At 71.2% G+C, this 24213-nt stretch carries 18 protein-coding genes; 6 read left to right on the forward strand and 12 right to left on the reverse strand.

The window, feature by feature from the left end; genetic code table 11:
- Positions 1-39: 39 nt before the first annotated feature.
- The 3 genes from DVK44_RS06215 to DVK44_RS06225 form a co-directional block, all read right to left on the reverse strand.
- Entirely contained in the window at positions 40-891 is an 852-nt protein-coding gene (locus tag DVK44_RS06215; protein WP_114658720.1) for an ABC transporter permease, read from the reverse strand.
- Between the two features lie 1024 nt (positions 892-1915).
- Entirely contained in the window at positions 1916-2890 is a 975-nt protein-coding gene (locus DVK44_RS06220; RefSeq protein WP_181957610.1) for an ABC transporter ATP-binding protein, read from the reverse strand.
- 117 nt (positions 2891-3007) lie between these two features.
- Positions 3008-4387, reverse strand: a complete 1380-nt coding sequence (locus DVK44_RS06225) for an NYN domain-containing protein (protein ID WP_114658721.1) — start codon at positions 4385-4387, stop codon at positions 3008-3010.
- A 221-nt stretch (positions 4388-4608) separates the two neighbouring features.
- Between DVK44_RS06225 and DVK44_RS06230 the strand changes: the two genes are divergently transcribed.
- The gene (locus DVK44_RS06230; protein WP_114658722.1) at positions 4609-4788 is read left to right on the forward strand and encodes a hypothetical protein; all 180 of its coding nucleotides are present in this window, start codon (positions 4609-4611) and stop codon (positions 4786-4788) included.
- A 134-nt stretch (positions 4789-4922) separates the two neighbouring features.
- Here the strand turns inward: DVK44_RS06230 and dnaE are convergent, their stop codons facing one another.
- Complete coding sequence (gene dnaE / locus DVK44_RS06235; RefSeq protein ID WP_114664937.1) at positions 4923-8459, reverse strand: DNA polymerase III subunit alpha; 3537 nt, start codon at positions 8457-8459, stop codon at positions 4923-4925.
- A 269-nt stretch (positions 8460-8728) separates the two neighbouring features.
- Here dnaE and DVK44_RS06240 point away from each other — a divergent pair, with 269 nt between their 5' ends.
- The 3 genes from DVK44_RS06240 (at position 8729) to DVK44_RS06250 (ending at position 11754) form a co-directional block, all read left to right on the forward strand.
- Positions 8729-10093, forward strand: coding sequence for a DUF2252 domain-containing protein (locus tag DVK44_RS06240; RefSeq protein ID WP_114658723.1), 1365 nt, complete (start codon positions 8729-8731; stop codon positions 10091-10093).
- Positions 10094-10180: 87 nt separating this feature from the next.
- Entirely contained in the window at positions 10181-10882 is a 702-nt protein-coding gene (locus DVK44_RS06245; RefSeq protein WP_114664938.1) for a hypothetical protein, read from the forward strand.
- Between the two features lie 56 nt (positions 10883-10938).
- The gene (locus DVK44_RS06250) at positions 10939-11754 is read left to right on the forward strand and encodes a DsbA family protein (protein WP_114658724.1); all 816 of its coding nucleotides are present in this window, start codon (positions 10939-10941) and stop codon (positions 11752-11754) included.
- A gap of 80 nt (positions 11755-11834) precedes the next feature.
- Here DVK44_RS06250 and DVK44_RS06255 read toward each other — a convergent pair whose 3' ends face one another.
- Positions 11835-12404, reverse strand: a complete 570-nt coding sequence (locus DVK44_RS06255; RefSeq protein ID WP_114658725.1) for a dienelactone hydrolase family protein — start codon at positions 12402-12404, stop codon at positions 11835-11837.
- A 105-nt stretch (positions 12405-12509) separates the two neighbouring features.
- Between DVK44_RS06255 and DVK44_RS06260 the strand changes: the two genes are divergently transcribed.
- Positions 12510-13628 carry a mechanosensitive ion channel family protein gene (locus DVK44_RS06260; protein ID WP_114658726.1) on the forward strand — a complete coding sequence of 373 codons (1119 nt, stop codon included), beginning with the start codon at positions 12510-12512 and terminating at the stop codon, positions 13626-13628.
- 10 nt (positions 13629-13638) lie between these two features.
- On the opposite strand, the gene DVK44_RS06265 is transcribed toward DVK44_RS06260, so the two are convergent.
- The 5 genes from DVK44_RS06265 to DVK44_RS06285 all read right to left on the reverse strand — a co-directional run bounded on the left by DVK44_RS06265 (position 13639) and on the right by DVK44_RS06285 (position 18211).
- On the reverse strand, positions 13639-15225 hold the full coding sequence (locus DVK44_RS06265) for a Na+/H+ antiporter (protein WP_114658727.1): 1587 nt from the start codon (positions 15223-15225) through the stop codon (positions 13639-13641).
- Positions 15226-15345: 120 nt separating this feature from the next.
- Entirely contained in the window at positions 15346-15834 is a 489-nt protein-coding gene (locus DVK44_RS06270; protein WP_228447009.1) for a GNAT family N-acetyltransferase, read from the reverse strand.
- Entirely contained in the window at positions 15831-16772 is a 942-nt protein-coding gene (locus DVK44_RS06275; RefSeq protein WP_114658729.1) for an RluA family pseudouridine synthase, read from the reverse strand. The genes DVK44_RS06270 and DVK44_RS06275 overlap by 4 nt, the downstream gene beginning before the upstream one ends.
- A gap of 72 nt (positions 16773-16844) precedes the next feature.
- Entirely contained in the window at positions 16845-17405 is a 561-nt protein-coding gene (gene lspA / locus DVK44_RS06280) for a signal peptidase II (protein WP_114658730.1), read from the reverse strand.
- Positions 17406-17476: 71 nt separating this feature from the next.
- Positions 17477-18211, reverse strand: a complete 735-nt coding sequence (locus DVK44_RS06285; RefSeq protein WP_114658731.1) for a TraR/DksA family transcriptional regulator — start codon at positions 18209-18211, stop codon at positions 17477-17479.
- Positions 18212-18800: 589 nt separating this feature from the next.
- Between DVK44_RS06285 and ileS the strand changes: the two genes are divergently transcribed.
- Positions 18801-21944 (forward strand): isoleucine--tRNA ligase, encoded by a 3144-nt coding sequence (gene ileS / locus DVK44_RS06290; RefSeq protein ID WP_408055388.1) that lies wholly within the window; start codon positions 18801-18803, stop codon positions 21942-21944.
- Between the two features lie 30 nt (positions 21945-21974).
- Here ileS and DVK44_RS06295 read toward each other — a convergent pair whose 3' ends face one another.
- On the reverse strand, positions 21975-22796 hold the full coding sequence (locus DVK44_RS06295; RefSeq protein ID WP_114658733.1) for a putative hydro-lyase: 822 nt from the start codon (positions 22794-22796) through the stop codon (positions 21975-21977).
- Entirely contained in the window at positions 22793-24169 is a 1377-nt protein-coding gene (locus DVK44_RS06300; RefSeq protein WP_114658734.1) for an MFS transporter, read from the reverse strand. Before DVK44_RS06300 ends, DVK44_RS06295 begins: the two co-directional genes overlap by 4 nt.
- Between the last annotated feature and the right edge of the window lie 44 nt (positions 24170-24213).

Genomic DNA, 24213 nt, shown 5'->3' on the forward strand with positions numbered 1-24213 from the left:
CGGCGGCAGGTCGCCGCATCGGTCGCCGCGCCGGTGGGGTCAGCGGACCGCGGCCCGCCGGTAGGCCCAGGTCGCCACGGCGAGCGAGCAGACGCCGACGGCCGCGCAGACCCCGAGGTCGAAGGCGACGGCCGACCAGTCGGGGTGCGCGTCGAACGTACGGGCGAGCGCCTCGACGCCGTACGTGGAGGGCAGCAGATCCCGCGCGTAACCGACCGGGCCGGGCAGCCGGTCGGCGGGCAGCACGCCCAGCAGCAGCGCCGCCGACATCCCCAGCTGGCCGAGGAGCGTGGCCAGTTCCGGGCGCGGCGCCAGCAGCCCGCAGGCCGCGCCGAGGCCGGCGAGGGCCGCGCCCGACAGCGGGATGACCGCGACGAGGATCCACAGATGGGTCAGCGGCAGCTGGAAGAGCACACTGCCGGTGACGGCCGTGACCGCCGTGCCGGGCACCGTGAAGGAGGCGTACGCGCCCGCCGCGCCGAGGACGACCGCCGCGGGCCGCACGGGCAGCGTCGCGTAGTGGTCGAGCCCGCCGCCGGCGCGCAGCTGGCCGAAGTACTGGGCGAGGAGGTTGAGCGCCACGAACGCGACGACGAGCACGCTCGACCCGGCGACGACCGCCCGCGCCTCACCGCCCCCGTCGACGACCCCGCGCATCAGGATCATGATCCCGACGGACTGGAAGGTCGCCACGAAGAGCAGCGGGATCCGGGCGACCCGCGCCCGCGACAGCTGTGCGCGGTAGACGGCGGCGAGCGAGGGCAGCAGCCGGGCCCGGGGAGCCAGCGGAGCGGGCCCCCCGTCCTCCGCCGCCCGTCCGTCGCTCGCGCCGGCACTCTCGCCGACGCGCCGGACTCTCCCGGACACGGCCTCCGCGGGCACGATGCTCACCTGACGCTGCTCCTGTTCGGTACGGACGTACGAGTGATGGCCGGGCTACGGTACCGACCACACCCCGGGCCCGGACACCACCGCCCCCCGGAACGAGAACCTCCGCCGACCGACAACCCGGCACGGCCCACCCGGCGGACGAAAACAGGCCACACCGACGCGAGGCAACCACGCTCCGAGCGTGCGAGCCGGGCAGCACGCAGAGCGCACACGCGTACGAGGCCAGGCCCAACAACCCAGCACGCGCGCGAATCACGCAGAACACGCCACCGCTGGAGGCGTACGCGGGCAAGCCCAGCGGCACGACACGCACGCGTACCGTCCAGAACACGCCGCCACTCCGGACGTACGCGGTCAAGCCCAGCAGCGCGGCACACGCGCGACCCGTCCAGGACACGCCCCAGCTCCGGGCGTACAGGCCCCTGCCCGGCAGCACAGCACGCGCCTGACCCGCGCGGAACACACCACCGCTCCGAGCACACCCAAGCAAGCCCGCCAACGCGGCACGCGCGCGACCCGCGCAGAACACGACCCCGCTCCGGACGCACACGGGCAAGCCCAGCAGCACGACACGCACGCGTACCGCTCAGAACACGCCGCCACTCCGGACGTACGCGGGCAAGCCCGGCAGCTCGGCACACGCGCGACCCGTCCAGGACACGCCCCAACTCCGGGCGTACAGGCCCCTGCCCGGCAGCACAGCACGCGCCTGACCCGCGCGGAACACACCACCGCTCCGGGCACACCCAAGCAAGCCCGCCAACGCGGCACGCGCGCGACCCGCGCAGAACACGACCCCGCTCCGGACGTACGCGGTCAAGCCCGGCAGCGCGGCACGCGCGCGTGCCGAGCAGGTCATGCCCCGGCCGAGCGCCCTCACCGGCGCCGCGGTGCCGCGCACCGGCAGCGCGGTGGCCCTGGCTCGCCGCGCGGGCCGGGCCGTGGGGCCGTGGGGACCGTGCCCCGGCCCGCAAGGCCGTGCCGGCCCGCCCCGTCGTGCAGCCGACTCCAGCCGGCCCCGCGCTCACGCTTTCACCAGGCCCTTTCTCGTCTGTCCGCCGAGCGCCAGGTACACGTCCTCCAGGCTCGGTGTCGCCAGTGTGAAGTCGTCCAGGGCCGCGAAGGCCCGGCCGCCCGTCACCGCCGCGACCGCCGCGCGTGCCTCGTCCGGGGCGAGGCGGAGCACCCAGCGGCGCCCGGACTCCTGCGCCGAGCCGCGGAGCGCCGCGACCTCGGGGACGTCGAGGGGGGCGCGCTCGCGCCAGACAAGCTCGACCCGTACCTCGCCCGCGACCTGCTCCTTCAGCCCCGACGGGGTGTCGCAGGCGATGACCCGGCCGCGGTCCAGCACGGCGACCCGGTCGAGGACGGTCTCGGCCTCGATGACGTTGTGGGTGACGAGCACAACCGTCGCGCCGTGGTCGGCCCGCCGCCGGTCCACCGCCGTCCACACGGCGCGCCGTGCGACGGGGTCCATGCCGGTGGTGGGCTCGTCGAGGACGAGGACGGGCCGCTCTCCCACCAGCGTGGCCGCGAAGCAGGCCAGCCGCCGCTGGCCGCCGGAGAGCTTCTTCAGCGGACGGCTGGCGATCTCGGTCAGTCCCAGCTCGTCGAGCACCTCGTCCCGCTCGGCACGCGCCGCCTTGAGCGTGAGCCCGCGCAGCCGGCCGGTGGTCTCGGCGGCGAGGGAGACGGTCAGTTCGTCGAGCGCGGCCGACTCCTGGCCGAGGTAGCCGACCAGCCGGGAGGCGCGTTCGGGGTGGCGTACGAGATCGTGCCCGAGGAGTTCGACAGCGCCGGAGTCGGGCCGCATAAGGCCGGTGAGCTGGCGTACGAGCGTGGACTTGCCCGCGCCGTTGGGCCCGAGGAGACCGAAGATCTCGCCGCGCCGCACATCGAGGGAGATCCCGTCGGTGGCCCGCACCGCCGGTGTCCCCGGACGCCCTCTGCCGCCCCGCGCGGCGGGGTACGTCTTGACCAGATCGCGCACCACACACACCGTACTCACGAGCAACGACCTTACGGGTCCCGGCCCTCACGCCGGGCGGCGGGGCGGAAATCCCGGAAAACCCGCAGCCCGCCCGGCACCCGGCGCACGGCCGCGCCGCCGCGCCGACTACGCTCCCGGCGCCGCGTTCACGTTCTCCGCCGCCGCCCGTACGTCGATCTCGCGCCAGAAACCGGCCCGGATCGCGTACCGGTCGTGCTCGTCGATCTGATCGTCCTTGTGGGCCAGCAGCCCGAAGCGCGCCGCGTAGCGCAGGAGTTCGCCGTCGATGCGGTGCGGGACCCGGGGGTACATGACGGAGAGCTTCTGGACATGGCCGCTCTCCGGCAGCCGCTCCATCCAGCGGCGGGCGAAGACCTGGCCGACCTCGAACGGATCGCCGCCGACCGTCGTGATGTCCTCCTCGCGGTCGGCCCACCGCTGCTCCGCGCTGGTGAGCTGGGCCAGCGTCGGCAGCGACGCCGACTCGGCCGGCTCGCCCGCCGTACCGGCGCCGGGGCGTTCGATCCAGCCCCGGTCGGAGGACCAGCGGAGCGTGGCGCTCGCCGGGGGCCGGTCGGCGCGGCCGTCGGCCGGCGAGGGCCCGCCCGCCGGGGCCCGGTCGGTGGCGGGGGCGCGCAGGCCCGCCAGGTCCTTGGGCGTGGGGACCCCGCGCGTACCGGCACCGGCACCCGCGCCCGTACCGTTTTCGGCCACCGCCCCGGCCGCCGCACCCGGCCGCGCCCCCGTGTCAGCCGCGTCGGCCGCGCCGGACCGGGGCCCGGTGTCGCGGGCGGCGGGCCGCGCGTCCGGCCCTTCTCGCCCCTCCCCCGCCGGCGCGTGCGCGGCGCGCTCCGCCGACGCGGCGAGCGCCGATTCGGGCAGCGGCGCGGAGAGGATCGCGGCGATCTCGGGACGGGGCGCCGGAGGCGGCGCGCAAACGCCGCCGAAGTCCTTGGCGCGTACGGCCTTGGTGATCCACGCCCGGTCGAGCACCCGCCGCTCGTCGGCCTCGGCCACCAGGTCCTCGGACTGGTTGTAGTCGCCGTCGGCGGCCTGGACGGCCCACAGATGGACGGCGACGCCGTGCTCCTTGGCCGACATCAGGCCGGGCAGCAGATCGCCGTCCCCGGTCACGAGGACCACGTCCGAGCAGGCCCGGTTCCTGGCCAGTTCGGTCAGCTCCGCGTGCATCGCGGCGTCCACGCCCTTCTGCGCCCAGCGCCCGTCGCTGCGGGTCAGCGCGCCGAGCCGGACGGTGACGCGCGGCATGACGCGCAGCCGCCGGTGCTCGGGCTGCGGCACCCGGTCGGGGGCGCCGTCGAACCAGTAGATACGGAGCAGCGGCTGTTCCGTATCGGCCTCGGCGCGCTCGCGCAGGCCCTGGATGAGGGCGGCGTGGTCGACGGTGATGCGGGAACGGGCCGGTTCTCCGGCGAGGAGACTCGCGGCGGCGCCCAGCAGATAGCCGGCGTCCACCAGGACGACGCAGCGGTCCACGTGTTCCACCTTCTCTCGGGAACCTCGGGTTTCCTTCGAGTCTGCCCGACGGTCAGCACCTTGACGTCCGGAACTCGATCATCGGCGTGGCGCAGGACCGACCGGCTTGTTGACGAGGGAACCACTACATACCGCAATGATCCAAAATGCGGCATTCCATTGGCTATGTGAGTCTGGGTGCGGCCCCAGGCCCTCGGAAATCCCCCGAGCATCCCGCAGGAGGCATCGCCATGGCCAAGCACAAGAATCGCGATCGCGGTCATAAGCAGCAACCCCGTTCGGAGTCGGAGCGCGGAGCCGAGGAGTCGAGGTCCTCGTCCATGGAGGACCGCAGCGATCAGCGGCTGTCGCAGATAACGCCTTCTGACGTGGCGCGCAAGGGCCGTCAGAAGCGTTTCGGCCACAACTGACGCGGCGGCGCGAACGGATGAGGGGCGCACCCGGCAGCGGAAAATCCGCCGGGCGCGCCCCTCGTCCCACGTCCAGGCCGTACGGGCCGAATCCCCGCCCGTCCCGCCTGTCTTACCTCTCCCGCCTGTCCCGGTTATCCCGCCAGGCAGGCCGGCCCCAGCAGCACCTTCAGGTCCCCGAAGAGCGCCGGATCAGGCCGTACCCGGTGCCGGTCCAGCCGCAGGACCGTGGTCTTGCGGGCGCCCTGGAGCTTGATCCGTACCTCCGAGTTGCCCCGGTGGTGGCTGAGGATCTCGCCCAGCCTGCTGACCATCGGCGGGGTGAGCTTCACCGTCGGGATGGTGATCGTGACCGGCGCGTCCGTCCCCGCGTTCGACACGTCGGGGACCTGCATCTCCATCGCGACGAGCCGGGGGATGTCCTCGCGCTTGTCGAGACGGCCCTTGACGAAGACGACGGTGTCCTCGACGAGCTGGGTGGAGACCAGCTGGTAGGTCGCGGGGAAGAACATGCACTCGATGGAGCCGGCCAGATCCTCGACCGTGGCGATGGCCCAGGCGTTGCCCTGCTTGGTCATCTTGCGCTGGAGGCCGGAGATGATGCCGCCCACGGTGACGACGGCGCCGTCCGCGTGCTCACCGCCGGTGAGCTGGGAGATCGACGCGTCGGACTTGTCGGACAGGACGTGTTCCAGACCGAAGAGCGGGTGGTCGGAGACGTACAGGCCGAGCATCTCGCGCTCCTGCGCGAGGAGGTACGACTTGTCCCACTCGACATCGGAGAATTCGACGTCGAGTCCGAAACCGGGCTCGCTGGACTCCTCGTCGCCGCCGCCGAAGAGATCGAACTGCCCCTCGGCCTCCTTGCGCTTGACGGCCACCACATTGTCGATCATGGGTTCGTGGTGGGCGACCAGCCCCTTGCGGGTGTGGCCCATCTCGTCGAACGCGCCCGCCTTGATCAGCGATTCGACGGTCCGCTTGTTGCAGACGACCGCCTCGACCTTGTCGAGGAAGTCGGGGAAGGTGGCGTACTTCCCCTTCGCCTTGCGGCAGCGGATGATCGAGTCCACCACGTTCTGGCCCACGTTCCTGATCGCCGTCAGACCGAAGAGGATCACATCGCTGCCCTGGGCGGCGAAGTTGGACTGCGACTCGTTGACGTTCGGCGGCAGCACCTTGATGCCCATGCGCCGGCACTCGTTGAGGTAGACCGCCGACTTGTCCTTGTCGTCCTTGACCGAGGTCAGCAGCGCCGCCATGTACTCGGCGGGGTAGTTCGCCTTGAGGTACGCGGTCCAGTAGGTGACCAGGCCGTACGCGGAGGAGTGGGCCTTGTTGAACGCGTATCCGGCGAACGGCACCAGCACGTCCCACAGCGCCTTGATCGCCGCGTCCGAGAAGCCGTTCTTCTTGGCGCCGGCCTCGAAGAGGACGAAGTTCTTCGCCAGTTCGTCGGCCTTCTTCTTGCCCATCACCCGGCGCAGGATGTCGGCCTCGCCGAGCGAGTAGCCCGCGACGATCTGGGCGGCCTTCTGTACCTGCTCCTGGTAGACGATCAGACCGTAGGTGAGCCCGAGGACCTCCCTGAGAGGCTCCTCCAGCTCCGGGTGGATCGGGGTGATCTCCTGGCGGGCGTTCTTGCGCTCCGCGTAGTTCGTGTGCGAGTTCATGCCCATCGGGCCCGGCCGGTAGAGGGCCGAGACGGCGGAGATGTCCTCGAAGTTGTCGGGCTGCATCTGGCGCAGCAGCGAGCGCATGGGGCCGCCGTCGAACTGGAAGACGCCGAGCGTGTCACCGCGGCAGAGCAGTTCGTAGGTCTTCGGGTCGTTCAGCGGCAGGCCGAGCAGGTCGAGTTCGACGCCCTTGTTGGCCTTCACCATCTTGACGGCGTCGTCCATGATCGTCAGGTTGCGCAGCCCGAGGAAGTCCATCTTCAGCAGGCCGAGCGACTCGCACTGCGGATAGTCCCACTGCGTGATCGTCACCCCGTCGGTGTGCCGCACCCAGACCGGCACATGGTCGGTGATCGTCTCGCTGGACATGATCACGCCGGCCGCGTGCACACCCATCTGCCGGACCAGGCCCTCCACACCCTTCGCGGTGTCGATGACCTTCTTGACGTCCGCCTCGTTCTCGTACATCCCCCGGATCTCGCCCGCCTCGCTGTAGCGCGGGTGCTTGGGGTCGGTGATGCCGTTGAGGTCGATGCCCTTGCCGAGGACGTCGGCGGGCATGGCCTTGGTGAGCCGGTCGCCCATGGCGTACGGGTAGCCCAGGACGCGCGCGGAGTCCTTGATCGCGTTCTTGGCCTTGATCTTGCCGTAGGTCCCGATCATGGCGACCTTGTCCTCGCCGTACTTCTCGGTGACGTACCGGATGACCTCGCCGCGCCGGCGTTCGTCGAAGTCGATGTCGACATCGGGCATCGAGATGCGCTCGGGGTTGAGGAACCGCTCGAAGATCAGTCCGTGCTCGATCGGGTCGAGGTCGGTGATCCCCATGGCGTACGAGACGATCGAGCCGGCCGCCGAGCCACGGCCGGGGCCGACCGCGATGCCGTTGTTCTTGGCCCACATGATGAAGTCGGCGACCACGAGGAAGTACCCCGGGAAGCCCATGTCGATGATGATGCCCATCTCGTACTCGACCTGGCGCATCCGGTCTTCCGGAATGCCGTTCGGGAAGCGGCGGGCCATGCCGCGCATGGTCTCCTCGCGGAACCAGGAGACCTCGGTGAATCCCTCGGGCACCTCGAACCTCGGCATCAGGTTCCGCTCCTGGAACCAGCCCTCGGTGTTGATCTGCTCCGCGACCAGCAGGGTGTTGGCGCACCCCTCCTGCCAGGCGTCGGAGGAGTCGACGGCGTACATCTCGTCGGTGGTCTTGAGGTAGTAGCCGGTGCCGTCGAAGCGGAAGCGGTCGGGGTCGGAGAGGTTCTTGCCGGTCTGGATGCACAGCAGCGCGTCGTGGGCGGTGGCCTCCGACGCGTAGGTGTAGTGCGAGTCGTTGGTGACCAGCGGCGGGATGCCGAGCTTCTTGCCGACCTCCAGCAGCCCGTCACGGACCCGGCGTTCGATCTCGATGCCGTGGTCCATCAGCTCCAGGAAGTACCGGTCCTTGCCGAAGATGTCCTGGTAGTCGGAGGCGGCCTGGACCGCCTCGTCGAACTGGCCGAGCCGCAGCCGGGTCTGGAGTTCACCGGAGGGGCAGCCGGTCGAGGCGATCAGGCCCTCGGACCACTTCGCGATGGTCTCCCGGTCCATCCGCGGCCACTTCTGGAGCCAGCCCTCCTTGTACGCGTCCGAGGAGAGCCGGAAGAGGTTGTGCAGCCCGGTCCGGTCCGCCGCCCAGATCGTCTTGTGGGTGTAACCGCCGGAACCGGAGACATCGTCCCGCTTCTGGTGCGGCTGGCCCCACTGCACCTTCCGCTTCAACCGCCGCGACTCGGGCGCCACATACGCCTCGATACCGATGATCGGCGTCACGCCCGCCTTCTTCGCCTGGTGGAAGAAGTCGTAGGCGCCGTGCAGATTGCCGTGGTCGGTCATCGCGATGTGCGTCATGCCCATCTCGTTGCACGCCTTGAACATGTCCCCCAACCGTGCGGCACCGTCCAGCAGCGAGTACTGGGTGTGCACATGCAGATGGGTGAAAGGCGGCTTGGTCACGGCGGGGGCCTCCAACGAGCGGACGACACGGGGGTGCCCCGAAAGCGGCCTCCGGGGCCGGTGGGCCGGCGGCGGCCGGGTGGGACAGCTGGGAAGTCTACGTCGCGAAAGCCGCCGCCGACGGGCACTCGCGGCGAGCGCCGGGCGTTGCCTCTCCGGGTGCGGCGTGCCGCTCCCGGCCGCTCCGCTCACGGCTTGTTTTCCGTACTCCGTACCCATATGCACCTGTACGTCCATCCGATTTGTCAGGCACCAGGAGGCACCCAGCGATGTCGGTCCCGCGACCCGTGGACGCAGCTGACGAGCAGCGCGGCGAAGAGATCCTCGACGTTTTCGAGACGGCGTTCGGGGAGTTGTCGACGGCTGATCCGGCTGCCTTCCGGGTGAAGTTCCGGAAGATGGCCGCCTCCGCCTTCGCCTTCTACCGGGGCACGGCCTGCCTCTTCTACCGCGATCTGGAGCAGACGCGGGCGGAGTCCCGGGCGGCGGGCCCGTATCTCGACGAGCGGACCGGCCGGGTGTGGATCCACGGCGATCTCCACGCCGAGAACTTCGGCACATACATGGACGCGACCGGGCGGCTGGTCTTCAACGTCAACGATTTCGACGAGGCGTACATCGGCCCGTTCACCTGGGACCTCAAGCGCTTCGCCGCCTCCCTCTCGCTGATCGGCCACACGAAGGCGCTCAGCGACGAGGTGATCACGGAGCTGGTGGAGATCTACGCGGGCTCCTACCGCGAGCGGATCCACGCGCTGGCGACCGGCGCCAAGGACGACGAGGTGCCGCCCTTCACCCTGGACACGGCGCAGGGCCCGCTGCTCGCCGCCCTGCGCTCGGCGCGCTCGCGCACCCGCTTCGCGCTGCTGGACTCGATGACCGAGATCCGCGACTACGAACGGCGCTTCGCGCCCGGCGCCGGCGCGATCGAGCTGGACGCGGCCACCCGGTACAAGATCCTCGCGGCGTTCGACGGCTATCTGGAGACCCTCCCCGAGTCCAGCCTGAACCGGCCGGACTCCTACCGGGTCAAGGACGTCATCGGCCGCCGCGGGGTCGGCATAGGTTCGGCGGGGCTGCCCTCGTACAACATCCTGCTGGAGGGCGGCAGCGACGCCCTGGAGAACGATGTCGTGATCTATCTGAAGCAGGCGCAGTCCCCGGCGGCGGCCCGGCACATCCCCGACCGCGCCGTACGCGAGTACTTCCAGCACGAGGGGCACCGCACGGTGATCTCGCAGCGGGCCCTCCAGGCGCACGCCGACCCGTGGCTGGGCTGGACGGAGCTGGGCGGCGCCGGGCAGCTGGTGGCGGAGGTCTCGCCGTACGCGGTGGATCTGGACTGGTCGGAGCTGGACGACCCGGAGGAGATCGCGGAGGTCGTCGCCGACCTCGGCAGGGCCACGGCCACGATGCACGCGGCGGCGGACGACGAGAGCGGCCACTCGCTGGTGCCGTTCTCCACGGAGCGGGCGATCGACGCGGCGATCGCGGCCGACGAGGACGGCTTCGGCGCGCTGCTGGTGGACTTCGCGCACTCCTACGGGGCGCGGGCCCGGGCGGACCACCAGATCTTCGTGGACCTGTTCCGCAACGGCCGCCTGGACCGCCGGGCGGCCCCGCTGGTCCTTTAGAGGAGCGGCCCCGCTTTGTCTCTAGAAGAGCGGCCCCGCTGGTCCTTTAGGGACCGTTTACCGGGACGCATGGCACACTCGGCGACGATGGACATATCCGGGACGCGGCTCAGAGCGGCGCGGGCAGCACTCTTCACGGCCCTGGTCGTGACGCTGTCCGCGGGCTCCCACGTGCTGCTCTCCCGCGTCCCGCTGCCGCTGTCCGTGGTGGCCGCGCTGAGCGGCGTGGTGTTCCTGGCCGCCTACGCGGCGGCGGGCCGCGAGCGGGGCTTCTGGCGGATCGCCTCCCTGGTCGTGCCCCTGGAGCTGGCCGCGGACACGGTCTTCACCAGCGGCCAGCGCGTCTGCTACGGCCCGGCGGGCGGTCCCGTGGCGGGCTCGCTGCGCGCGGTCGGCCTCGACGTCCTGTGCGGCGGCGCGCTCGGCGGCCCGGCCGCCGGTACGCCGCTGCCCGGCGTGGTCCCGGCGGACTCCACCGCGGCGGCCCTGCTGAACTCCCCGGACCCGGCGCTGCCCTGGCTGCTGCTCGCCGTCCATGTCTCGATCGGGCTGGCCGCCGCGCTCTGGCTGCGGCACGGCGAGCGGGCGCTGTGCCGGCTCGTCCGGGCGGCCGGGGCCGCCGCCTTCCGGCCGCTGCTGACCGCGGTCGCCGCGAGCGCCACCGGCGCCGTACGGACCGTACGGCGCGGTCCCCGCCCGGCGGACCGGCCGCGTCCCGCCGCCACCCGCTTCCTGGTGCACTCCGTACGACGGCGGGGGCCGCCGCGCCCCGCGCTCGGCACTGTCTGAGCCTCCCCGGCCGTCCCGTCGTACCACCACCACGTCATCACACGGAGTGAACCAGCATGAGCGCACGCAACAACCAGTCCAGCAAGGCCGCCGCCCGTGAGCGGCTGCGCCTGGAGCGCGAGCGGCAGGCCAAGAAGGACAAGGTCCGCCGCCAGGTCGTCGTCGGCGTCTCCGCCCTCGCCGTCCTCGCGATAGCCGGGGGCGTCGGCTACGCCGTCGTCCAGGGCAACAAGCCCTCCCACTGGGAGGCCATGAAGGACGAGAAGACCGTCGTCGCCCCGAAGAACACCGAGGGCACGAACGGCACGACCGTCGTCATCGGCAAGTCGACCGCCAAGAAGACCCTCGAACTGTACGAGGACTCCCGCTGCCCGGTCTGCGCCCAGTTCGAGCAGACGGTCGGCCCGACCGTCGAGAGCGGCATCGAGTCCGGCAAGTTCAAGATCAAGTACATCGGCGCGACCTTCATCGACAACTCCGACAACGGCACCGGCTCCAAGAAGGCCCTGTCGGCACTCGGCGCGGCCCTCAATGTGAGCCCCGAGGCGTTCCTGGAGTACAAGACCGCGCTCTACTCGACGAAGTACCACCCGGATGAGCGCGACGACAAGTTCGCCAAGGACAGCTATCTCATCGAGGTGGCCGACTCGGTGAAGGCGCTCAAGGACAACACCGCGTTCCAGGACGACATCAAGAACGGGACGTACGACGCCTGGGCCATGAAGATGTCCGCCACCTTCGACAAGAGCGGCGTCCAGGGCACCCCGACCCTGAAGATGGACGGCAAGAAGCTCACCGCCCCGGGCAGCGACAACCCGCCCATGACGGTCGCCGACTTCGACACGGCCCTCACCGCGGCCCTCAAGGGCTGACCCGGGCCGCCCACGGACCCCGCTCCCCCTTGGGGACGCGGGGTCCCGCCCGTCCGGGCCTTCCGGATGAGCGGGGACGGCTACAGCGAGTCGATGAAGGCGAGCCCCGTCCGCCAGGTCTCCTCCGCCGCCTGCTCGTCGTAGTCCGGCAGCTCCGGGTCCGTGTACAGATGCCCGGCCCCCGGATACCGGTAGATCTCCACATCCGCCCCCGCCTGCCGCATTTGCAGATACCAGGACGACAGCCAGTCGTGCGACTCGAACGGGTCCGGGTCCGCGACATGGAGCTGTACGGGCAGATCGTCGACCGACGCGCTCTCCGCGATGTCCGACGTGCCGTGCAGCAGGAGCAGCCCGCGCGCCTTCTCGTCGCCCAGCGCCAGATTCTGCGCGATCGAGCCGCCCAGCGAGAGACCGACGTAGACGAGGCCGCGCTCGGAGTAGGGCGCGGCGGCCAGGACCGCGCGGCGCAGCAGCTCGTCCTTGCCGATCCGGTCCTTCAGCTCCTTGCCCTCCTCCACGCTGGAGACGGTTTCCCCGTCGAAGAGGTCGGGCACGCGCACCTCGTGCCCGGCGGAGCGCAGCCGGTCGGCGGCTTCCCGCACCGCGGGGCGCAGACCGTAGACCGAGTGGAAGAGCATGATGTCCATCCGGACATCCTGCCAGCCCCGCCGCACCGCCCCGCAGCTCAGCCCCGCCGCTCAGCCCCCGCACCACCCCCCTCAGCCCCAGAGACCGGGAGAGACCCGAGAGCCATGGAACACCTGCTGCGCCCGCTGATCGTCTTCGGCGGCTCCGCCCTGCTCACCCTGGCGCTGGGCTGGGCCGTCGACCTCGTACTCCGCCGCGCGGACGGCCGCCACCCCGAGACCCCGCTGTGGGGGCTGCTGCGCCGCTGCCGGCTGCCGCTCCAGGTCCTGCTGCTGACCGCCGCGCTGCGCAGCACGTACCGCCAGACGCGGTGGACGGTCGTCGAGACGTACCAGGCCGCCATCGGCCAGGCGCTGACGCTCGTGCTGATCGCGGCCGGCGCGTGGCTGGTGGTACGGATCGCGTCGGCGGTGGTGGAGTCGGCGTACGCGCGCTACGCGTCCTCGACACGGGACCCGGCGCGGCTGCGCCGGGTCCGTACGCAGGTGACGCTGATCATGCGGATCGTCACGGCGATGGTCATCGTGGTGGCGGTGGCGGCGATCCTGATGACCTTCTCCGATCTGCGGTCGATCGGCGCCTCGCTGCTGGCCTCCGCGGGCATCATCGGCATCGTCGCGGGGGTGGCCGCGCAGTCGACGCTCGGCAATCTCTTCGCGGGGTTCCAGATCGCCTTCGGCGACATGGTGCGGATCGGGGACACGGTGGTGGTGGATGGCGAGGGGGGCGTCGTCGAGGAGGTCACTCTGACGTTCCTGGCGGTACGGACCTGGGACGAGCGGCGGATCACGATGCCGGTGTCGTACTTCACGGGCAAGCCGTTCGAGAACTGGTCGCGCGGCGGCACCCAGCTGACCGGCACGGTCCTGTTCCAGCTGGACCACCGGGCGCCGGTGCCGCTGCTGCGCGAGCGGCTGCACGAGATCCTGCTGGACTGCCCGGCCTGGGACGGCCGGTCCTGGAGCCTGTCCGTCACGGGCATGGACGCGTCGGCCATGGAGGTACGCGCGGTGGTGACGGCCAAGGACGCGGACGACCTGTGGACGGCGCGCTGCGCGGTACGGGAGCGGATGATCGCCTGGCTGGTGGAGCGGCACCCGTACGCCCTGCCGGGGGCCGGGGCGGACGCGGCGGCCCCCGAGCTGCCCGGCCCCCGCGACGAGCCGCCCCGTACGGAGCCCCACCCGGAGCCCCGCCGGGAGTCCAGCCCCGACCGGGGCTGATCCACCGTGCTCAGTGCATGCTGCGGACGTCCAGGTGCCGCAGCACCCGGTCCACGATCTCCGGGTCCGAGCCCGGCTCGTTGCGCGCCGACAGCACCTCGTGCCGGGCCGCCGACATCATCTCCCGCTGGATCCGCTGGACGGTCTTGATGCGGTCCACGCGCTTGGCGACCCACTCGCGCCGCTCGTCGTCGGCGAGGTCGGGGCTGATCCGCAGCCCGATGTCGGCGGCGGCGCGCATCAGCCGCTCGCTGATCTCCTCCGGCAGCTCCTCGACCCTCTCGATCTCCTTGAGCCGCCCCTTGGCCGCCTTCGCCGCGCGCACCGCCAAGGCGTGCTCCAGCTCGTGCTCGGCGTTCGTGTCGGCCCGTACGCCCAGCCGCTTCACCAGCCAGGGCAGCGTCAGCCCCTGGACGACCAGCGTGGCCATGATCACCGCGAAGGCGATGAAGATGATCTCCTCACGGCCGGGGAACGGCTCGCCGCTGTCGGTCTCCAGCGGAATGGCCAGCGCCAGCGCGACCGACGCCACCCCGCGCATCCCGGCCCACCACATGACGACGGTCTCGCGCCAGCTGGTCGGGATCTCCTCGTCGTAGTCGCGCAGCTTGTGCATGCGCTTGGCCAGCCAGGTGGCGGGCAGCAGCCAGAGCAGCCGGACGAACACGACGACGGCGACGACCGCCGCGCCCCAGCCGAGCATCTCCCAGCCCCGGCCGGTCGCCGCGCCGAACGCGTTGTGCAGTTCCAGCCCGATCAGCCCGAACGCCACCCCGGTCACCAGGGTGTCGATGACCTCCCAGAAGGAGTTGCCCGCGAGCCGCCCCATCACGTTGTCGGCGTCCGCCGTGTGGGTGGCGAGGAAGAGCGCGATGGTGAGGACGGCGAGCACCCCGGAGCCGTGCAGTTCCTCCGCCAGTACGTACGCGACGAACGGCACCAGGAGCGAGAGCCCGATCTGGAGGGTCGCGTCGCCGAGCAGCGACATCAGCTTGTTGGTGAGCCAGCCGAGGGCGAGCCCGACCACCACGGCCACCACGGCCGACAGTACGAGCGAGCCGACCGCGCTGGGCCAGGAGAAGGTGCCGGAGACGGCCGCGGCGATCGCCACGTGGTAGAGCACGATCGCGGTGACGTCGTTGAAGAGCCCCTCGCCCTCCAGGATCGAGACCAGCCGCCGGGGCAGGCCCAACGAGCCGGCCACCGCCGTGGCGGCCACCGGGTCCGGCGGGGCGACGAGCGCGCCGAGCGCGATCGCGGCGGCGATCGGCAGCCCGGGCACGATGGAGTTGGCGACGGCCGCCACGGCCGCGGTCGTCACGAAGACGAGCGCGACGGCCAGCAGGAAGATCGGTCTCAGGTTCGCCGTGAACTGCCGCCAGGACGTGCGTTGCACGGCGGCGTAGAGCAGGGGCGGCAGCAGCAGCGGAAGAATGAACTCCGGCGGCACCTGGACATTGGGGACGAAGGGCAGCAGCGCCAGTATGACGCCGACGATCGTCATGAGGACCGGCGAGGGGAGCCCCAGCCGGTCACCGAGCGGCACGGTCAGCACCGCCCCGAGCAGGAGCACGATCAGCAGTGCCAACTGGTCCACGGTGGGCCCTCCGGTGGTCTCAACCTCAAGCCCTGCGGTGGAGGGCGACGCGAGTGATCAAGACTCAAGCCTGCCATGGGCCGGGGCGGAAACCGGCCAGGGGGGTACCCGGAACCGGCCTCAGATGTCCCTGCGCATCGAGCGGTGCGCGATGCCCGCGTCCAGGAACTCCGGGCCGTACGCGGTGTATCCGAGCCGTTCGTAGAAGCCCAGCGCATGCGACTGCGCGTGCAGATCGACGGTGGTGAGACCTCGCTCACGCGCCGCGTCCTCGACGGCCCGGACGAGCGCGGCGCCGATCCCGAGACCGCGGGCCGCCCTGCCGACCGCCAGCCGGCCCAGCGCGCCGGTGGCCGGGTCCCCGCCCGTACGGTCGGCGGCCTCCGGCCCGTACAGCAGCCGCGCGGTGCCCAGCGGCAGTCCGTCGTCCCGTACGGCCAGCACCTGGAGCGCCGCCGTGTCACGGCCGTCGTACTCCAGCTCCTCGGCGACGCCCTGCTCGACGACGAAGACCTCCTTGCGGACCGCGAAGCACGCCTCGATGTCCGCGGGGTCCGTCGCGACCCGCAGGGTGTACGGGTACGGGGACGGTGCGCCGGGCGCGCTCACGCGTTGCTCTCCGCCCGGACCCTGTCCAGCGCGCCCTGGAGGTCGGCGGGGTAGGTGCTGGCGAACTCCACCCATTGGCCGTCCGACGGGTGCTCGAAGCCGAGCCGGACCGCGTGCAGCCACTGCCGGGTCAGCCCGAGCCGCTTGGCCAGCGTCGGGTCGGCGCCGTAGGTCAGATCGCCCACGCAGGGGTGCCGGTGGGCGGACATGTGCACACGGATCTGGTGCGTACGGCCGGTCTCCAGCTTGATGTCCAGCAGGGAGGCCGAGCGGAACGCCTCGATGAGGTCGTAGTGCGTGACGGAGGGCTTGCCCTCGGCCGTGACCGCCCACTTGTAGTCGTGGTTCGGGTGGCGGCCGATGGGCGCGTCGATGGTGCCGCTCATCGGGTCGGGGTGGCCCTGGACCAGCGCGTGGTAGCGCTTGTCGACCACGCGCTCCTTGAACTGCGCCTTGAGCAGGGTGTACGCGCGCTCCGACTTGGCGACGACCATCAGCCCCGAGGTGCCGACGTCCAGCCGGTGCACGATGCCCTGGCGCTCGGCCGCGCCCGAGGTGGAGATGCGGTAGCCGGCCGCGGCGAGGCCGCCGATGACGGTGGTGCCGGTCCAGCCGGGGCTGGGGTGCGCGGCCACGCCGACCGGCTTGACGATCACGACGATGTCGTCGTCGTCGTGCACGATCTCCATGCCCTCGACGGGCTCGGCCACGATCTGCACCGGCGCGGCGGCCGGCGGCATCTCGACTTCGAGCCAGGCGCCGCCGCTGACCCGCTCGGACTTCCCGACGACGGCGCCGTCGACCTGGACCTTCCCGGCGGCGGCGAGGTCCGCCGCCTTCGTCCGGGAGAACCCGAACATACGGGCGATGGCGGCGTCGACGCGCTCGCCCTCCAGTCCATCGGGCACGGGCAGCGTTCTGATCTCGGGAAAGCTCACCTGTCGAGTATGCCTTGTAGCTACACCCGGCCGGACCGGCAGCCTCAGTGGCCTCGGTCTTTGTGGAAGGTCTCAGTCCTTGTGGACGGTCCCGTCGGGGTCGAGCCCCCGGAACGACAGGATCACGATCAGGACCCCGCCGCAGCAGATCGCCGAGTCCGCGAGGTTGAAGACCGCGAAGTGCGCGGGGGCGATGAAGTCCACCACCGCGCCCTGGAAGATGCCCGGCGAGCGGAAGATCCGGTCGGTGAGATTGCCGAGCGCGCCGCCGAGGAGCAGCCCGAGCGCGATCGCCCAGGGCAGGCTGTAGAGCTTGCGCGCGAGCCGGACGATCACCACGATGACGGTCGCCGCGATGGTCGTGAAGATCACGGTGAACGCCTCGCCGATGCCGAACGCGGCGCCCGCGTTCCTGATCGCCTGGAACTTCAGGAGATCGCCGATCACCCGGATCGGCTCCTGGTGCTCCAGCTTGGCCACCACGAGCATCTTGCTGCCGAGGTCCAGCAGATACGCGAGGATGGCGACCGTGAGAAGCACAGCGATCCTGCGCTTCCCCCGGGGTTGCCCGGCCGGGGCCGCCGTCTCGTCATCCACTTCCGGCGTACCGATGACCCGCTCCGCCTCTGCCACGTGAGTCCCTCAAACCTAGGTGCCGACTGAGGACGAGGGTACGGCACGGGACCCGGCACACACGTTCGCCATCAGCCCCGGCGTTCCTGCTTCTGCTTGTCCTCCACACAGAGGGTGGCCCGCGGGAACGCCTGCATACGGGCCTTTCCGATCGGCTTGCCGCAGATCTCGCACAGCCCGTAGGTGCCCGCGTCGAGCCGGAGCAGGGCCCGCTCGGTCTGCTCCAGCATCTCGCGGGCGTTGGCCGCGAGGGACATCTCGTGCTCGCGCGTGATGTTCTTCGTGCCGGTGTCCGCGTCGTCGTCGCCCGCGCCGTCCCCGGAGTCGCGCATCAGCCCGGCCAGCGAGGTCTCGGACGTGGCGATCTCGGCCTGGAGGCGGACGATCTCGCCCGTCAGCTCGGCGCGCGCGTACGCGACCTCCTCCGGGGTCCACGGATCCTCGCCGGGCCGTACCGGCAGCTCGTCCGGGGAGGTCGCGGCACCGGCCGCCGCGACGGCGGTCGCCACCCCGGCCCCGCCCGCTCCCGCCGCCGTACGCCTGCCCGCGGTCTTCTTGGCTGCCACCTTTTTGGCTCCCGTCTGTTCAGCGGCCTCGGCCGCCCGGCCGGCCGCGGACGCGGCCTTCTTCGCAGTGGTGGTCTTCTTCGCCGTGGTCTTCCCGGCGGCCGCCTTCTTCGCTACCGCCTTCTTGGCCGCCGTTTTCCCGGCCGCCGTCTTCTTGGCCGCCGTCTTCTTGGCCGCTGCCTTCTTGGCCACCGGCTTCTCCGCTGCCGCCTTCTTGGCCGCCGTCTTCTTCGCCACCATGGCCGCGGCCCCTTCACATGTGGTGATATCGCACGCGAATCGTGCTGGGGACGATAAATCGACCCCAGCCCCGCGGCAACGGGGCACGCCGCCGCTCAGGCCCCTCTCCGCCGCGCGAAACGGGCCTCCATCCGTTGTGCCCAGCTCCCCGCCCGGTAATCCGCCGCCACGCGGGCCGCCCGCGTCCTGCCCGGCCGGTATAACCGTTCGGGTCATACGTTCGACCGGTCGGCCCCGCCCCGGCCCCGGAAATCCGGTCGGCCCCGCGCCGCCCCTCCCCGTACACTGGGCGCAGCGAAAGGCGTGGATGGGGACAAGCAGCGTCGTACGCGGCCATGAGCGACCCGGGGACGGTGCGAGCCCGGGGGCAGAGCGCGAGGTGGAGCATCACCCCTGAGCCGCCGGAAGAAAGCCACCGGACCCGCCCGCGCGGGCCCGGCAGCGAGTAGAACCGGCAGCGCTGCCCCAATGAGGGGGTCACGGACGGAGTCCCGTCCGCGGCCAAGGAGGGTGGTACCGCGGGAGCCTGGCTCTCGTCCCTCCGACGGAGTTGCCACAGTTCCGCCGGAGGAAGCGCCCGATGACATCAGTGAACCCGCCGCAGTACCGCCAGGTGCCCGCCCAGGTCGACCTGCCCGCGCTGGAGCACGCGGTGCTCGATTTCTGGCGTGACAACAAGGTCTTCGACAAGAGCCTCGAACAGTCCGAGGGCCGCCCCGAGTGGGTCTTCTACGAGGGCCCGCCCACCGCCAACGGCATGCCCGGCGCGCACCACATCGAGGCCCGTGTCTTCAAGGACGTCTTCCCCCGCTTCCGCACCATGCGCGGCTATCACGTCGCCCGCAAGGCGGGCTGGGACTGTCACGGGCTGCCCGTGGAGCTGGCCGTCGAGAAGGAGCTGGGCTTCACCGGCAAGAAGGACATCGAGGCGTACGGCATCGCCGCGTTCAACGCCAAGTGCCGCGAGTCCGTCACCCGCCACACGGACGCGTTCTCCGAGCTGACGACCCGCATGGGGTACTGGACGGACCTGGACAACGCGTACCGCACCATGAACCCGGAGTACGTCGACTCCGTCTGGTGGTCGCTGAAGGAGATCTTCAACAAGGGCCTGCTGGTCCAGGACCACCGGGTGGCCCCCTGGTGCCCGCGCGACGAGACCGGCCTCTCCGACCACGAGCTGGCGCAGGGGTACGAGACGATCGTCGACCCCTCCGTCTTCGTCCGCTTCCCGCTGACCTCGGGACCCCTCGCGGGCGAGGCCGCGCTGCTGGTGTGGACGACCACCCCGTGGACCCTCGTCTCGAACACCGCCGTGGCCGCGCACCCCGAGGTGCGGTACGTGGTCGCCACGGACGGCACGGAGCGGCTGGTCGTCGCCGAGCCGCTGGTCGGCAAGGCGCTCGGCGAGGGCTGGGAGACCACCGGCCAGTCCTTCACCGGCGCCGAGATGGAGCGCTGGACCTACGACCGTCCCTTCGCGCTCATCGACTTCCCGGCCGAGGCGCACTACGTCGTCAACGCCACGTATGTGACGACGGAGGACGGTACGGGTCTGGTCCACCAGTCCCCCGCCTTCGGCGAGGACGACCTCCTGGTCTGCCGCGCGTACGGCCTCCCGGTGGTGAACCCCATCCGCCCCAACGGCACCTTCGAGGAGGATGTCCCGCTGGTCGGCGGGGTCTTCTTCAAGAAGGCCGACGAGGCGCTCACGGAGGACCTGAAGGCGCGCGGCCGGCTCTTCCGCCATGTTCCGTACGAGCACAGCTACCCGCACTGCTGGCGCTGCCACACCGCCCTCCTCTACTACGCGCAGCCGTCCTGGTACATCCGTACGACGGCCGTCAAGGACAGGCTGCTGGCGGAGAACGAGCGGACCAACTGGTTCCCCGACTCCGTCAAGCACGGCCGGTACGGCGACTGGCTGAACAACAACGTCGACTGGGCGCTCTCCCGCAACCGCTACTGGGGCACCCCGCTGCCCATCTGGCGCTGCGAGGAGAACCATCTGACCTGTGTGGGCTCGCGCGCCGAGCTGACCGAGCTGACGGGCACCGACCAGAGCGGTCTCGACCCGCACCGCCCGTTCATCGACGAGGTCACCTTCGGCTGCCCCACCGAGGGCTGCGGACAGCTGTCGACCCGCGTCCCCGAGGTGATCGACGCCTGGTACGACTCGGGCTCGATGCCGTTCGCGCAGTGGGGCTATCCGTACCAGAACAAGGACCTGTTCGAGAAGCGCTACCCGGCGCAGTTCATCTCGGAGGCCATCGACCAGACGCGCGGCTGGTTCTACACGCTGATGGCGGTCGGCACACTGGTCTTCGACAAGTCGAGTTACGAGAACGTCGTCTGCCTGGGCCACATCCTGGCCGAGGACGGCAGGAAGATGTCGAAGAACCTGGGCAACATCCTCCAGCCGATCCCGCTGATGGACCAGCACGGCGCGGACGCGGTCCGCTGGTTCATGGCGGCCGGCGGCTCCCCGTGGTCGGCGCGCCGGGTCGGCCACGGCACGATCCAGGAAGTGGTCCGCAAGACGCTGCTGACCTACTGGAACACGGTGGCCTTCCAGGCGCTGTACGCCCGTACGTCCGGCTGGGCGCCCAGCGCGGCCGACCCGGCGCCGGCCGACCGCCCGATCCTGGACCGCTGGCTGCTGAGCGAGCTGCACGCGCTGGTCGACCAGACCACGAACGCCCTGGAGGCGTACGACACCCAGCGCACCGGCAAGCTGCTCTCGGCCTTCGTCGACGATCTCTCCAACTGGTACGTGCGCCGCTCGCGCCGCCGCTTCTGGCAGGGCGACAAGGCGGCGCTGCGCACGCTGCACGACGTGGTGGAGACGGTGACCCGGCTGATGGCGCCGCTGACCCCGTTCATCACGGAGCGGGTCTGGCAGGACATGGTCGTGCCCGTCACCGAGGACGCGCCCGAGTCCGTACATCTGGCGTCCTGGCCGGAGCCGGACCTGGCCGCGATCGATCCGGCGCTCTCCCAGCAGATGGCGCTGGTACGGCGGCTGGTCGAGCTGGGCCGCGCGACCCGCGCCGAGTCGGGGGTGAAGACCCGCCAGCCGCTCTCCCGCGCGCTGATCGCGGCGACCGGCTTCGAGGCGCTCTCCCCCGAGCTGCGCGCCCAGATCACCGAGGAGCTGAACGTCTCCTCGCTGGCGACGCTCTCCGAGGTCGGCGGCTCGCTGGTCGACACGACGGCGAAGGCGAACTTCCGCGCGCTGGGCAAGCGCTTCGGCAAGGGCGTCCAGGCCGTCGCCAAGGCCGTCGCGGAGGCGGACGCCGCCGCTCTCTCCGCCGCGCTGCGCGAGGGTACGGCGTCGGTGACGGTGGACGGCGAGCACGTCCCGCTCGCCCCGGACGAGGTGATCATCACGGAGACCCCGCGCGAGGGCTGGTCGGTGGCCTCCGACGCGGGCGCGACGGTCGCCCTCGATCTGGAGATCACCCCCGAACTCCGGCTGGCGGGGCTGGCCCGTGACGCGATCCGCCTCATCCAGGAGGCCCGTAAGAACAGCGGTCTCGATGTGGCGGACCGGATCGCGGTGCGCTGGACGGCGACGGCCCCGGACACCACCGAGGCCCTCACCGCGCACACCCCGCTGATCTCCGACGAGGTGCTGGCCACGGACTTCGCCGAGGGCGCCCCCGACGGCACCTACGGCGACCCGTTCACGGACGAGTCCCTGACCCTCACCTTCCACCTCCGCAAGGTGTAACCGCCGCGCCCGGCGCGGGGCGGACCGTGTCTACGGCCCGCCCCGCGCCGCGAGGGGGAGTTCCTCGTCCGGCCCCGCGTCGACGGTGTGGTCGAAGACGAACATGTGGCCCGGGTAGTGCGTGATCGTGTACGCGGCCCGGACCGCGGGCAGGGCCAGCTGCGGAGTGACCCCGCAGGCCCAGAAGACCGGCACATCGCCGGGTTCGACGACCGGCGGGGGCCCGAAGTCCGGCCGGGCGAGGTCGGTGATGCCGAGCACGGCCGGATCACCGATGTGCACGGGCGCGCCGTGTCCCGCCGGGTAGCGGGACGTGATCTCGACGGCGCGCGGGACCAGCCGTGCGGGGATCGCCCGCATGCTGACGACCAGCGGCCCGGCCAGCCGTCCGGCGGGCCGGGTCGGCAGCCGTGTGACGTACACGGGCGGCGCCGCGGACTCCTCGGCGTAACGGACGGGCACCCCCGCCGCGCGCAGCGGCCCCTCGAAGGTGTGGCTGCACCCGAGCAGGAACCCGACCGCGTCCTCGCGCCAGTACTCCGTGATGTCGGTGGGTTCCGCGACCTGTTCGCCGTGCCGCCAGACCCGGTAGCGGGGCAGCTCGGTACGGAGGTCCGCCACCGTTCCCCCGAGCCGTATCACCGGATCGCCCGGCTCGGTGACGGCGAGCACCGGACACGCGCGCGGGTTGCGGGTGCAGTACAGCAGGAAGTCGTACGCGAGGTCCTTCGGGACGATCACGAGATTCGCCTGCTGGTAGCCGTCCAGCAGCCCGGCCGTGGGCCCGGTCCACCGGCCGGCCGCGATCAGCCGCCGCAGCTCGGCCGGGGTGGCGGGGGCGGTCGCCGTCATGCCAGCTCCGCCCGGCTGGTCTCCTTGACGGTGCGCAGCGTCAGCAGGGCCATGACAGCGGCGCCCATCAGCAGATAGCCCGGCGAGAGCAGATTGCCGGTGGAGGCGATCAGCCAGGTGGCCAGGTACGGACTGAGCCCGCCGCCGATGATGGTGCCGATGTTGAAGCTGAACGAGAGCCCGGTGTAGCGCACCCGGGTCGGGAACATCTCCGCGTAGGTCGGGTACGTGACCGACTGCACGATGGGCATGGGAAGCGCGAGCACGACCATGGCGGCGACCGCGAGCGGGAAGCTGCCGAGGCCCATGACCAGCATGGCGGGAACGACCAGGACCGCGTAGCCCGTGAACCCGATGGTGATCAGCCGTTTACGTCCCCACCGGTCGGAGAGCCCACCGCAGATGGGCATGAGACAGGCCACGAAGAAGCTGATCCCGCCCATGATCCAGAAGGTGGAGGACTTGGAGTAGCCGAGATCGGTGGTGAGGTAGATGTTCATGAAGATCAGGCCGACCCAGTAGCCGCAGTTCGACCCGATGGCCAGCAGGGTCACCTTGAGCACCTGGGCGCGGTGCTGGGTGAGCACCTCGGTCAGCGGCGCCTTGGCCGTGGCCTTCTCCGACTTCTTCGCGAGGAAGGTCTCGGAGTCCTCCAGGCGGTTACGGGCGAGCAGCGCGACGGCGATCAGGGGCAGCGAGAGCAGGAAGGGGATGCGCCAGCCGAACGCGTCGAGCTGACGCTCGCTCAGTACGGTCGTGGTGATCCCGGCCACCAGAGCGGCGGTGCCACCGCCGAGGGCGACGCCGACCGGGGTGAACGCCCCGAAGAACCCGCGCTTGCCGCGCGGCGCGGACTCGGCCAGGTACGTGGCCGAGCCGGTCACCTCACCGCCCGCGAAGAATCCCTGCGCCAGCCGTACGAGCAGCAGCGCGATCGGCGCGCCGACCCCGATGGTGCCGGCGGTGGGCAGCAGTCCGACGGCGGCGGTGGCGGTGCCCATGCCCACGACGGTGAGGATCAGTACCGGTTTTCGGCCGACCCGGTCACCGAGCCGCCCGAGCACGATGCCGCCCAGTGGCCGCATGAGGAAGGCGCTGCCGAACACCGCCAGGGTGGCCAGGAGGGAGGCGGTGGGGTCGTCGCTGGGGAAGAAGTGCGGTCCGATGATCACCGCGAGATAGCTGTAGACACCGAACTCGTAGTACTCGATGGCGGTGCCGGCGGCAGCGGCGATCGCCGCCCGGCGCGGACGGCGGCGCGCCGCCTCGGCGTCGGCCGCCGGGCCCGCGCCGCCCGGGTTCGCGTTGGCCGGGAAGCTCTGTTCACTTCCCGTCCCTCCGTTGTCCTCGACCGTCGTTGGTAGGCTTTTCATGGGGTCCTCCGGATCTGACATGTCCTGTGGCCGGGATGTGCGTC

It is taken from the genome of Streptomyces paludis (assembly GCF_003344965.1).
GTDB classification, from domain to species: domain Bacteria; phylum Actinomycetota; class Actinomycetes; order Streptomycetales; family Streptomycetaceae; genus Streptomyces; species Streptomyces paludis.

Excerpts from the sequence above, each read along its gene's own strand:
- DVK44_RS06250 (WP_114658724.1), top strand. The coding sequence starts at position 10,939 with ATGAGCGCACGCAACAACCAGTCCAGCAAGGCCGCCGCCCGTGAGCGG.
- DVK44_RS06295 (WP_114658733.1), bottom strand. The coding sequence starts at position 22,796 with ATGACGGCGACCGCCCCCGCCACCCCGGCCGAGCTGCGGCGGCTGATC.
- DVK44_RS06260 (WP_114658726.1), top strand. The coding sequence starts at position 12,510 with ATGGAACACCTGCTGCGCCCGCTGATCGTCTTCGGCGGCTCCGCCCTG.
- DVK44_RS06300 (WP_114658734.1), bottom strand. The coding sequence starts at position 24,169 with ATGAAAAGCCTACCAACGACGGTCGAGGACAACGGAGGGACGGGAAGT.
- DVK44_RS06285 (WP_114658731.1), bottom strand. The coding sequence starts at position 18,211 with ATGGTGGCGAAGAAGACGGCGGCCAAGAAGGCGGCAGCGGAGAAGCCG.
- DVK44_RS06230 (WP_114658722.1), top strand. The coding sequence starts at position 4,609 with ATGGCCAAGCACAAGAATCGCGATCGCGGTCATAAGCAGCAACCCCGT.
- DVK44_RS06255 (WP_114658725.1), bottom strand. The coding sequence starts at position 12,404 with ATGGACATCATGCTCTTCCACTCGGTCTACGGTCTGCGCCCCGCGGTG.
- DVK44_RS06245 (WP_114664938.1), top strand. The coding sequence starts at position 10,181 with ATGGACATATCCGGGACGCGGCTCAGAGCGGCGCGGGCAGCACTCTTC.
- DVK44_RS06240 (WP_114658723.1), top strand. The coding sequence starts at position 8,729 with ATGTCGGTCCCGCGACCCGTGGACGCAGCTGACGAGCAGCGCGGCGAA.